Raw genomic sequence first — 12,422 nt, forward strand, 5'->3', positions numbered from 1 at the left:
AGCCTTTTACAGCGGGAATACACCCGTCACCACTGCACCAATCGCCATCACAATTGAAGCCAGCCACAAAACCGGAATACTGAATCTCTGATGATCGGCCAGATCCACACCACACAGACTGCATAAGAGAAAAGTAGCAGGCGTCAGCGGACTTACCGGAAAACCTGTAGTCATCTGTCCCAGCAAAGAAGCCTGTGCCACCTCAATCGGCGGGAAACCGCCAATATTCGCCACTACCGGCATAATGCCGAAATAATAAGAATCAGGATCAAATACCAGACTCAGCGGCATCGCAATCAGACTGACAATAAACGGAATATGAGAAGAAAGCGCATCAGGCACAAAATGACCAGCAGAAACCGCCATCGCCTTAAGCATGCCGGATTCACCCATAATGCCCGTGAACACACCTGCCGCAAACAAAATCGAAGCCATCATCAGCGCACCCTTAGCATGCGCATTAATTCGCGCAGATTGCTCAGCCGGTTTACGGTAATTCAGCGTCAGCGCAATACAGCAGGCCACCATAAAAATAACAACCGGCGGAATCTTAGTGGCCACCATACCGGTAATCACCAAAACCACCAGAATAATATTCGGCCAGAATAAATGCGGACGACGCAGTTTGCGTTCTTCCTCAGTCAGCTCTTTAGGCGCAAAATGCGTTACCGCATTTTCATCACCACCAGCACTGGCTGTAGCTCCAGCCAGCCCCAAACGCCGTTCTTCCTTACGACCCCAGTACCATCCCATAAATACCATGAATGCCAAACCGCAAATCTGTGCAGGAATCAAAGGCGTAAACAAATCATGCGTCGATACATCCAAAGCAGCCGCAGCGCGAATCATCGGCCCCGTCCAAGGCAGAAAATTTACACCTGCACTCAATGCCGTAATACCGGCCAGAATTCTTTTATCGATGCCCAACTTGTCATATAAAGGCAGCATCGCCGGCACAGTAATCAGAAAAGTCACCGCACCATTACCATCCAAATGCGCAATCAGCGCCAGCACACCCGTACCGATAATGATTTTCTTCGGACTGGTACCGACAACCTTTAGAATTTTGGCAATAATCGGATCAAACATCCCCGCATCGCTTACCACACCAAAGAAAATAATGGCAAACACAAACATAGCCGCCATCGGTGCCAGTTTCGCAATCCCCGCCACCACCATCTTAGGAATCGTGGTGTAATGTGGCACAATTTCCTGACCACCACCAAACAATGGCACAGCATAAAGCGCAACCACCGCTCCCAGAATCGGAATCGTAATTAAAGCGACAATCGGCGATAGCCGCTTGCTCATAATACAAAACAGCAAAGTTGCAATAGTTAATATGCCTATTAAAGCCAGCATAAAAGTCCCCTTTTTGGGTCGTTATTAATAAAAAAAAGAATCAATATCCAACAATGCAGCATTCTCACCATAACGACCCACCCTGTCTAATCGATTAAAAAGATGGATTAATAAAGAAAATCGATTAATCAAATCCGCTTTAAAAAACATTGATAAAAAAATAATAAACTTTGCAGAAAATATGCTATCGTAGAAAATGATAAAAATAAAAACCGGCAATTAATGATAAATGAATATATCAATTAAACAGATAAAAGCTTTTCTCGCATTGGTTGAAGAAGACAATTTCACTCGGGCCGCACAGAAAATTCATTTATCTCAGCCTGCGTTCAGTAGCCTTATAGCTAATTTAGAACAGGAAATCGGCTACCGCCTGTTTGACAGAGATACCCGCAAAGTTCACCTAAATGAAAACGGTATCCACTTCATCAAACTGGCACGTGAACTCATGTTTGCTTACGAACGGACAACCAAAGAAATACGTTCTCATGCCAATGCCTATCAGGAAAAACTAATACTCGCTGTCATGCCCTCCATCGTCGTGCAATGGGTGTCGCAGCTGCTGGCCACCTTTCATCACCAGCATGCCAACATCAAAGTCGAACTGTTAGACACACAATGGGACTTATGCCTACAAGCTTTATTACAAGGACACGCCGAGCTGGCCTTAACCGCCAAATCCCCGTCTTTAACAGAAATATCATCTGAATTTCTTTTTTCAGATAAATTTCATCTTATTTGTCATATAAACCATCCACTGGCGTGCAAAGACAATATCCAACTCAAAGATCTACTGGAATACGACATGATAGGCTTCACCAAAGGCACCAGCATACGCCACTATGTCGATAAAATCGTTGATTTATTTGGAATTAATTATGTAGTTGAAGTCAGTCAACTCACCACCATGATGGGGCTGGTTGCAGCAAACTATGGCATTGGACTTGTGCCCAGACTGACCTTATTTCAGTTTGAGCACAATAATCTGGTCGTCAAAGACGTACAAGACATGAATCTGGAACGATCCATATATCTGATAAAACACAAAGAACGAAAACTCTCAGCACAGGCGGAGAATTTTTACCACCATATCAAAGCCAATATCTTCAGCGATTAACTACCCGTATTAGCAAATAATTATTTTATTTTCCAGCAGTAGCCGGACGGGCACGACGCTGGCCAGATGCAGAAGAGAATTCAGCAGGCTGAGCACTACTACCGCTCACACTAATTTCATACCGTAACTTTTCATAAGTAGCTTTACCTATACCTTTCACCTTCATAATATCTGCTGTAGAAACAAAAGGACCATGTTCATTCCGATATTCCACAATTGCCTGCGCTTTTACCGCTCCAATATGCGGTAAGGATTGTAGCTGCTGCGCTGTAGCAGAATTAATATTTACCGCCGCCCGCGCCGAAACCATAGCCAACAATAATGTCAGCAGCACAATCATCTTCCGCATTTGTTTCTCCCCTGAATATCCACTTGAAGAATTGAGCACATCCTTACATTCAGAATGTGCCAAAAGCATAAAACACAAATAACATTTATGCAAATATTATTTTTATACCCATTCAGTAATTCATATAGCACAAATACCCAAACAACCCACCACAAACCAAACATAAAAAATATACTTTCCTTGAAAGGTTTGCACAGATTCAGGATAATTCATACCGGATAAACCCTGTCCCATACAACAAGGTTTAGAACCTTACTAAAACAAAGCTGATTCAGGCAGCTGTCACCCTTCATCAAAAGGCAACTTCATGGCATCACATCTGGCTAACGCAATTCGCTTTCTAGCAATGGACGCAATTCAACAGGCTAACTCCGGCCACCCTGGTGCACCAATGGGCATGGCCGAAATGGCAACTGTACTGTGGCGCGAATTCCTGCAACACAACCCGGCAAATCCTAAATTCTACAACCGTGACCGCTTCATTTTATCCAATGGCCACGCCTCCATGTTGCTGTACAGCCTGCTGCATCTGAGCGGCTACAACCTCAGCATAGAAGACCTGAAAAACTTTCGTCAGCTGCATAGCAAAACACCCGGCCACCCCGAGTATGGCTACACTGATGGCGTCGAAACCACCACTGGTCCTCTGGGACAGGGCATCGGTAATGCAGTTGGTATGGCATTAGCCGAAAAAATTCTGGCAGCCCGATTCAACAAACCCGGCTTCAACATCATGGATCATTACACCTACGTTTTCGTCGGTGATGGCTGCTTAATGGAAGGTATCTCTCACGAAGTATGTTCACTGGCCGGCACCCTCAAACTAGGCAAACTAATTGTTTTATATGATGACAATAACATTTCCATTGATGGCAAAGTAGACAACTGGTTTAGCGAAAACATTCCTGAACGCTTTGCTGCTTACAGCTGGCACACCGTGGCCAATGTAGACGGCCATGATGAAGTCGCCATCCGCGCAGCCATCACCGCCGCCAAAGCCGAAACTGATAAACCATCTATCATATGTTGCAAAACCAAAATCGGAAAAGGTGCAGCTAATAAAGAGGGTAGCCATAAAACCCACGGCGCCCCACTAGGTGCCGAAGAAATTGCCGCTACACGGACAGCCCTTAACTGGACACATGCGCCCTTTACCATTCCACAGGAAATCTACGACGATTGGAATGCAGCAGCAGCCGGCGCAAAACTGGAGCAGGACTGGCAAGATTTATTTAGCCGTTACCAGCAGCAATATCCGGCCGAAGCTACAGAATTCATGCGCCGTATGGATAGCAAACTGCCAGAAAATTACGACGCCCATGTACAAAAAGCCTTGAACGACATATGCAACAAAGCTGAAAAAGTTGCTACTCGCAAAGCCAGTCAGAACAGTATCGAAATTCTGGCAGAGATTCTGCCAGAATTAGTTGGTGGTTCTGCAGATCTTACACCCTCAAACCTGACCGACTGGTCCGGCAGTACCTCTATAACGCCCTCAGATAGCGGCAATTATATTCACTATGGCGTGCGCGAATTTGGTATGGCTGCCATCATGAATGGCCTCAGCCTACACGGCGGCATCAAGCCGTTTGGCGCCACCTTCCTAATGTTCAGCGAATATGCACGTAATGCCCTGCGCATGGCAGCACTGATGCGTATCAATCCGGTATTCGTATTTACTCACGACTCAATTGGCTTAGGAGAGGACGGCCCTACACACCAACCTGTGGAACAAATCGCTACCTTACGCCTCATTCCGAATATGAGTGTATGGCGTCCGTGCGACAGCGCAGAATCATTGGTGGCCTGGGCTGATGCCGTAGCTGCTGAAAACCACCCAAGCTGCTTAATTTTCAGCCGTCAGGGATTACCTTTTATGCCAAGAACCAGCCAGCAGCTAGCAGATATACGCCGTGGCGGATACGTGTTAAAAACCGCAAATGAAAAAACAACACAGGCCGTACTGATTGCCACTGGTTCCGAAGTTGAACTAGCCATTAATGCGCAAAGCAAACTAGCCGAAATGGGCATAGGCACTACCGTTGTCTCTATGCCCAATACCAATATCTTCGACAGGCAAGATAAAGCATATCGCGACAGTGTCTTACCAGCCGGCATACCTCGTATTGCCATAGAAGCTGGCGTCAGTGATTCTTGGTACAAATACGTAGGCAACAATGGAGCCATTATCGGCATCAACCGCTTTGGTGAATCTGCGCCTGCAGAGCAACTCTTCAAAGAATTTGGCTTTACCGTTGAGCAAGTAGTTGATGTGGTTAAACGCCTAATTTAAATCAACTCGTAAAAAAGCCAGCAGTAATTGCTGGCTTTTTTATATCAGATCAATTCCCATCAATCTTTTACATTAACATGGCGCGTTTCTGGCATCATCAACATCGCTATGATAGAAAATACACTGGTAACCACCACATAATAAGCAGGGGAGACTGCACCAAAATGCTCTATTAACCAGGTTAACACAAACTGCGCCGTACCTCCGAACAATGTCACGCCAATCGCATAAATTAACGATACACCCGTTGCGCGCAACGCAATCGGCATCATTTCTGGAATTGCCACCAAACTACTGGCACCACTCATTCCTGTTAACAACGTAACTGTCATCGTCACCAGCAACAACATTGCCACACTTTCAGTTTTTACCAACATATAAAACATTGGCACAATCAGCAACATCAAAGCCACACGTGGCCAGAGCATAATACTTTTGCGCCCATATTTATCAGCCAGAAAACCGGCTAGCAGAGAAAACAGAAACATCATTACCCCGCCCAAAACAGTACTAATTTGAGCAACTGCCGGATTCAACTCAAGCGTATTAATAGCAAAAGTAGTCATATAATTGCCAACCTGAGCCGTAATAGCAGTCGACATCAAAGCTAAAATACCCAGAATAACCTCTTTTCGATAACGCGTGAATATTATCTTTATTATCTGAGAATCACTATGATAGGCTGGTTTTTCCAAAGTTTCCGGTAAAGCACGGCGAATATAAACGGCAATCGGAATTAATGCCAGACTCACCAGAAATGGTATACGCCATCCCCAACTAGCCAACTGCTCGGAACTCAGTGTAGCAGAAACAACATAACCCACCACTCCGCCTACAGCCACTGCAATACCCTGACTAGCCATTTGCCAGCTGGCATAAAAAGCGCGTTGATTAGGAGGCGCTGATTCGATAAGCATAGACGAAGCCGGACCAACCTCTCCACCTAGCGCCAAACCTTGTACTAGACGAGCCAACAGCACAATAATTGGTGCAGCAATACCGATACTTTCATAACTAGGCGTAGCAGCCAGTCCCAGCGTACCAATCGTTATTAACGTTACCGTTAAAATCATGGCCGCTCTTCGCCCTTTTTTATCTGCATAAGTACCAATTAACAGTCCACCAAGAGGACGAGTAAAAAAACCTACACCATAAACAGCCACAGCAGTCAGCAAGCTGATAAATTTATCATCATTTGGAAAAAAAGACTTTGCAATATAAACAGAGAAAAACGAATAAATAATAAAATCGTAAAATTCTAGTGCATTACCCGCTACTGCCGCAGCTATCGCTTTCGCCGGTGGCTTCTTGTGTTCAACAGCCTCTTGGCCTGTATTCATATCAAAACTCCCTGATAAAATAAAAAATCAAAACAGAATTATTTTAAAAATCGTTCTGCCAGCGCCACCCAGTAAGTGGCACCAATAGCAATATTCTTGTCATTGAAATCATAATAAGGATTATGCAGATCAAAACCAGAAGCAGCATCCTTTTCCTTCAGACCATTACCAATAAATAAATAACTTCCCGGACACTTTTCCAGCATAAACGCAAAATCTTCACTACCTGCCATAGGTTGCGTCTGGTCAACAATATCTTCTTCCGCAACCACAGCACGGGCAACATCACGGGCAAATTGTGTTTCTTTACTCGTGTTAAATACAGGCGCATAACCATGTTGATAATCCACAGAAGCCACTACATTAAAACTTTGTGCCTGAGCCTGAGCTATAGCCTCAATACGCTCCTGCAACATCTTACGTACTTCCGGCTTAAAACAACGCACAGTCAGCTTTAATTCAGCTTGTTCCGGTATTACATTATTGGCCACCCCTGCATGGAACATACCCACAGTCACAACCGCCGAATCAAGCGGATTTACATTACGAGACACAATCGTCTGCAAAGCCATCACAATAGAAGAAGCAGCCACAATAGGGTCGTGCGTATTATGCGGTTTCGCCCCGTGACCACCTACCCCTTTAACCGTAATCGTAGCCACATCAGAAGAAGCCATCATCCAGCCATCATAAAAATGCAATTCACCCTGAGGATAACCAGGCATATTGTGCATACCATATACCGCATCACACGGATATTTTTCAAAAAGGCCGTCAGCAATCATCTGCATTGCGCCGCTACCCGATTTACCATACTCTTCAGCCGGCTGAAAAATCAAATTCAGCGTTCCATTAAACGCCTTTCTACTTGCCAGCACTTTCGCTGCTGCCAACAACATCGTCGTATGCCCATCATGACCACAGGCATGCATCTTCCCTTCATGTTTACTCGAATGCGTCACACCACTTTCTTCCAGAATCGGAAGCGCATCCATATCAGCACGAATACCAACACTCTTTGAACCATCACCAACACGAAGCTGGGCAACTAAACCGGTGCCCCCAATTCCTCGCTCAACTTGATAACCCCATTGCTCCAACATACCAGCAACCAGATCACTGGTGCGATTTTCAGCAAAAGCCAGCTCAGGGTGTTGATGAATATCATGACGCAGCTGAACAAAAGTATCCAATTCAGCCTCTACCATTTCCCTAACTGCTTTCATAAACATACCCTTACACATATTCTTTAAAAGAAAGGATTATAGCTTAACAAACATGATTTTCATTGACAAAAAAGAATAATTAAAAACAGAATTTGATGTTATTGACACTAATTATTAAGAACTTATTATATAAATATATGATTTATTTAAATAGATTACATATTTATAACCAAAAATCAAACTAATAACTTAAATTTATTTCCAACAATATTAAAATTAAGTTGTTAATTGATAGTTTAATATCCAAAAAAATTAAAAGAAAAAATGCACTTTACATCAAAATATAAAGTGCATTTAAACATTAAAAACGTATTATCCAGCTTTTAATATATATCAGAATATTAAATTCTAACAAAAATTCAATATTCTACCTAAATTTCATATCTCTATTAAATATCAATAATAAAATTAGCGCAAACATGGCAACCAAAGGTAAAACCCAAACATAGCGCCAAGTAACAGGAAAATAACTAAGCTTTAACACACCATTCCATTGTGGTGGGACTGAAACTTGCACTAAAGATCCTGAATCATCCGCAACAACAGGTAAAGAGTGATCGTTAATTTTTGCAGTATAACCAAACCACCATAAGCGAGGAAAAATAAGAGTTAACACCTCTTTATGTTCTGGGATTCTAATTAAATCAATATTATTCTGATGTGATAAAACATTAACGCCCGCAATATTAGGAAATACAAAAGGAGAATTTCTGTTCCATCCTATAGTTTTGTCTAACGGTAAAGAAACATAAAGATCATGCCTACTTCCTGCAAATTGAACCACAGTGTATCCACATTGCTTAAACTGAGAACTAAAAGCAGAATATTTAGCTTCATCTACAATAATTGTGCTAATACGCATCAACTCAGCCTGACAAACATGAGATTTGTCAGATAATTGCAAAATATTCTTTAAAGACATCTCAGGCTTGAAAATACCATGCGAAGTTTTATTTGCAGGCAGAATCTTATCTAATCTTTTATTACCAACCGGAGTATAACCATTTATTGATTTAATACCATAAAAACCAAACAGAGCAGAAGCAATATCATTAAATTGTCTAATCTGTTTTAAATTAGTATTATCTGGAAGCGATAAAACATAGCCTTCCAAATTGACATTTTTAGGTAAACTAATTTGCTCTGCTAAATCAGTATGTCTCGAATAATAGCCACCCAAAGTTGGCAATCCATTTAATATAATTAATAGTATTAATAAACTTAACCCTACCATTGAAAATGAGCTTTTTCTCTTTATAAACATAGGGCTCAATAAAAGTAACCAAATTGAAAAAATCTGCAACACAACAAAAATAGGATGGAGATTCCAAGAATTAAAAAAAACAAATATTGACGATAAAAGAATAAAACACAAATATTTCTTATTCAAATTTGCCAAAATACTTTTATTTAAAAAAAATGAATCGCGCTCCAATAAAAATAAAATTAATATAAAACATAAAATCAGCGCGAATGTATCAAATCCGGCATAAAAAGGTAATCCAAGAAAAAAACAGCCCAAGATAATGTATAAAACAAAAGAAATTTTTTTATTTAATTTTATACCTTTCTCATTTATACCTTGAGCAAATTGCAAAATATAGAATACAGCTAAACACTCAAATAAACTTAGAAAAGGTAAAAAGCGAAAAGGCCAGCGAAAAGGTCCAAACTGACTGGGCATTTGTGACAAAACAAAAAACGCAATCATTAAAGTCAAAAATATTTTTAAATTGTCATTTTTTTGCCATAATGATTTCACATTGTAGTAAAAAAAAACTATTGGTACGAATAAAGTTGAAAAACCTAAAGGAATGAGTATTAATTTATAGCTAAAATAAGTCATGTAATCATAAAATGTAGGGAAAAAACCCATAATGATTGTTGCCCAAGACGGTATAAAAGCTTTATTTTGGTTATCAAATCCACTAACTCGGTTAATTAACTCATGAGAAAAAATATATTCAGAATAAATAGGAAAAGCAAAAATAAAAGCCAAAACGGTAGGTAAACTTAAATAAAATGCTTTTTGCAATCCATTAGATTGTTTCAGTTGATAAGCTACACTGACTACAACAAAAACAACGTAACCGATGACACCATGTGGCCAGCCAGCTGCTAACAAAAAAATGACTGAAATAAAATTTAAAACAATATTTGTTTTAGAAAAATGATTTAGAAGTAACAAAAAAGTGGCAATAGAAACCATGGCCCAAGCCTGCCCACTAGCTGCATTCCACCATGCACCTAAATACTGATAAAGAAAAATTGGCTGAATCACAGCTAAACTAGCAAATGCATAAGCATAACAATTTTGCAGTTTGAACGTTTTAGCAATAGACAAAGACGAAAGGCATACTAATACAATATTAATGAAAGCTAATACCCGTCCAGGTAACTGAATATCATCAAACTTGGAAGTAATGAGAGAAACGAGAATATTTTGCGGCAAAAAAATTCCTCTATCTAAATCAATCACTTCATTACCGCCAAAATACATCGAATCAACAATTAAAGGTATTTTACCCTGTGACCATATATGACCCATCTGTCTGAAAAAACCCAGCATTTCAAATTCGGCATCATCAACACAAAAAAAATCGTTCTGAAACAAACAACAAATAGTTATAACAGTAATAGCATATAATGTAGAAAATAACAGAGCCTGTTTAAGGTTAATTTTATTTTGGTTCATCGATTTTTATCCGAATCTTTAAGATTATTACAATCGGTACATATCACTCAATATCGGTACTAGACAGAATTCATACAAATTATCGAATTACCTTACCAGTATCTAACATAAACTTTTAATCAACGTTCGCGAACAATACTTTGAATAGGTGCGTTATACAAAATCATCAAAAATGATACGCCAAGTATATTGAATCCAGTATGAACCTGCTAAACAAATAGTTCGGAATTGAAATGTACTAAAATGGCTTATAACGGTATTCTAGAATTAATAACAGCAAGTAGAAAATATTTCTGCAACTCTTCCACTTTCTAAATTTATAAATATCTAGCCAATAATATGATACCTATAATTAAAGCCAGCAAAGCTAGGCTTTTTTTATCTTGAATTAAAAAAACAATTGGATCTTCATTCATCAAACCACGTTTTGTCATCATCCATAAGTTACCTATCAAATAAATCATGAGGAGCTGCACCAACCACAATAAAGCGGGGACATGATAAAGAACAATTGTTTCAGACGCAGTGATGTATAAACCAAATAGAATAATGGCTCCGATATAGGTGCTTATACCCAAAGGCCAAAGTATATCCAAATCAGATTTAATATAACCCCTACCAGCAATTACTTTTTTTTCATCTGGCATAGCAATCAGCTCAGTACAACGTTTAACTGTAGCTAGACTTAAGAAAATGGAAATTGAAAAAGCTAAAAGCGGATAGCTTAAATCAATATTTGTAACCACACCTCCAGCAAAAATTCGGATGGTATACAAAACAGACAAAATTATAATATCAAGCAATATAATTTGTTTTAATCTCAAACTATATATAGTAGTTATCAATAAATATAATAAAAAAACACTAAAAAACATCCAAGAAATATTGATAGCAATAATAGCAGCAATGATTAATAGTACTTGACTGGCTATTATACCTTGTACGATTGATAACTTTCCCGATGCGAAAGGTCGCTGCATTTTATTACTATGGACACGATCATTTTCTATGTCCCATAAATCGTTAAGGATATAAGTTGCTGATGCACCTAAAGAAAAAGCCACAAATCCGACAAAAGTTGTAAATAATTTATGCAAATCAAAGAACTGAAAAGCAGTTAACAGAGGAACAAAAAGTAAAATATTTTTTAGCCATTGATGTATGCGAATCGCTTTCATCCAAGTAGTGATGCTAAAACCTGTATTTTCCCATTTCTTTAAAACAGGTGTTCCAGATTGTTGAATCTTGAGAGTTAATTGATTTACTTTTTTTCCTACTACAATTGCACCACATGCTTCCTTCCAGATTACTAAATCAGCAACATTATCACCGGCATAAACAAATTCTTGACCAATCTTTTCCTGTATGGCATTGAGTTTATTAATACCTTTTAGATTTTGCCTAGAATTAGTAGCAATAACATCATCGAAACATTGAAGATAGTTAGCTGTTTTTTCTGCAATACCCTCATATGCAGCAGTGGCTAGATAGATTTTTCTTCCATTTTGTTTTTCATGCCAAATGTATTCGAGTAGTTCTTGGCGATAAGGCATTTGTTCAGCACGATAACCTGTCTGCTCATAAACAAATTTTTTTAATTCTACCTTGCTATGAAAACATAACTTGATCAGTTTAAAAATTACATAAGGTTTTATCTTAATCAAGGCTATTAAAGTTTCATGTAACGAATCAGTCAGAATTAAAGTTCCATCTAAATCCACTACAAGTGGATGACTAGATTCTTGCACTATTTTTCCTTAACAAATCAAACAAAAAATAATTTTATATATAACTGTCAATACCATCAACATATAGATTATTTATCTTGATTAAATCAGATATCAAACAATTAAAGAATAAGTTTCCCTGATTTAGAAACAGTTATGAGTAAATATATACCTAATAATTTTATACTAATTATACCCGCTATCACACAGGATTTGACTACAGCAACAGCAAGCAAGCAATCTATTTCCTCTTCGGCCGGGAAACCACCGGCCTGCCCCAGGAGTTCGCACAGGCCAGAGCAGATCACTGCCT

9 protein-coding genes are annotated in these 12,422 nt (G+C 39.5%); 2 read left to right on the plus strand and 7 right to left on the minus strand.

What is annotated here, in order from left to right; genetic code table 11:
* Positions 1–6: 6 nt before the first annotated feature.
* Positions 7–1,362, minus strand: coding sequence for a CitMHS family transporter (locus J3U67_RS08220; protein ID WP_267391489.1), 1,356 nt, complete (start codon positions 1,360–1,362; stop codon positions 7–9).
* 229 nt (positions 1,363–1,591) lie between these two features.
* Between J3U67_RS08220 and J3U67_RS08225 the strand changes: the two genes are divergently transcribed.
* A complete protein-coding gene (locus J3U67_RS08225) occupies positions 1,592–2,479 on the plus strand; it encodes a LysR family transcriptional regulator (protein WP_267391490.1) in 888 nt (295 codons plus the stop codon).
* Positions 2,480–2,504: 25 nt separating this feature from the next.
* Here the strand turns inward: J3U67_RS08225 and J3U67_RS08230 are convergent, their stop codons facing one another.
* On the minus strand, positions 2,505–2,828 hold the full coding sequence (locus J3U67_RS08230; protein ID WP_267391491.1) for a ComEA family DNA-binding protein: 324 nt from the start codon (positions 2,826–2,828) through the stop codon (positions 2,505–2,507).
* Between the two features lie 307 nt (positions 2,829–3,135).
* Here J3U67_RS08230 and tkt point away from each other — a divergent pair, with 307 nt between their 5' ends.
* Positions 3,136–5,121 carry a transketolase gene (tkt, locus tag J3U67_RS08235; RefSeq protein WP_267391492.1) on the plus strand — a complete coding sequence of 662 codons (1,986 nt, stop codon included), beginning with the start codon at positions 3,136–3,138 and terminating at the stop codon, positions 5,119–5,121.
* A gap of 59 nt (positions 5,122–5,180) precedes the next feature.
* On the opposite strand, the gene J3U67_RS08240 is transcribed toward tkt, so the two are convergent.
* The 5 genes from J3U67_RS08240 to J3U67_RS08260 all read right to left on the minus strand — a co-directional run.
* The gene (locus J3U67_RS08240) at positions 5,181–6,461 is read right to left on the minus strand and encodes an MFS transporter (RefSeq protein WP_267391493.1); all 1,281 of its coding nucleotides are present in this window, start codon (positions 6,459–6,461) and stop codon (positions 5,181–5,183) included.
* 38 nt (positions 6,462–6,499) lie between these two features.
* A complete protein-coding gene (locus J3U67_RS08245; protein WP_267391494.1) occupies positions 6,500–7,687 on the minus strand; it encodes a M20 aminoacylase family protein in 1,188 nt (395 codons plus the stop codon).
* A gap of 367 nt (positions 7,688–8,054) precedes the next feature.
* Positions 8,055–10,382, minus strand: coding sequence for a hypothetical protein (locus tag J3U67_RS08250; RefSeq protein WP_267391495.1), 2,328 nt, complete (start codon positions 10,380–10,382; stop codon positions 8,055–8,057).
* Between the two features lie 317 nt (positions 10,383–10,699).
* Positions 10,700–12,130, minus strand: coding sequence for a UbiA family prenyltransferase (locus J3U67_RS08255; RefSeq protein ID WP_267391496.1), 1,431 nt, complete (start codon positions 12,128–12,130; stop codon positions 10,700–10,702).
* A gap of 101 nt (positions 12,131–12,231) precedes the next feature.
* Positions 12,232–12,422, minus strand: a 191-nt coding sequence (locus J3U67_RS08260; protein WP_267404699.1) for a hypothetical protein, incomplete at its 5' end; no start/stop codon positions are given.

Origin of the sequence: Snodgrassella sp. B3837 (assembly GCF_026535955.1) — a bacterium.
GTDB lineage: Bacteria > Pseudomonadota > Gammaproteobacteria > Burkholderiales > Neisseriaceae > Snodgrassella > Snodgrassella alvi_E.

What these genes read in the sequence shown, in the direction of transcription:
- J3U67_RS08220 (WP_267391489.1), bottom strand. Translation starts at nt 1,362, where the DNA reads ATGCTGGCTTTAATAGGCATATTAACTATTGCAACTTTGCTGTTTTGT.
- J3U67_RS08240 (WP_267391493.1), bottom strand. Translation starts at nt 6,461, where the DNA reads ATGAATACAGGCCAAGAGGCTGTTGAACACAAGAAGCCACCGGCGAAA.
- J3U67_RS08230 (WP_267391491.1), bottom strand. Translation starts at nt 2,828, where the DNA reads ATGCGGAAGATGATTGTGCTGCTGACATTATTGTTGGCTATGGTTTCG.
- tkt (WP_267391492.1), top strand. Translation starts at nt 3,136, where the DNA reads ATGGCATCACATCTGGCTAACGCAATTCGCTTTCTAGCAATGGACGCA.
- J3U67_RS08245 (WP_267391494.1), bottom strand. Translation starts at nt 7,687, where the DNA reads ATGAAAGCAGTTAGGGAAATGGTAGAGGCTGAATTGGATACTTTTGTT.
- J3U67_RS08250 (WP_267391495.1), bottom strand. Translation starts at nt 10,382, where the DNA reads ATGAACCAAAATAAAATTAACCTTAAACAGGCTCTGTTATTTTCTACA.
- J3U67_RS08225 (WP_267391490.1), top strand. Translation starts at nt 1,592, where the DNA reads ATGAATATATCAATTAAACAGATAAAAGCTTTTCTCGCATTGGTTGAA.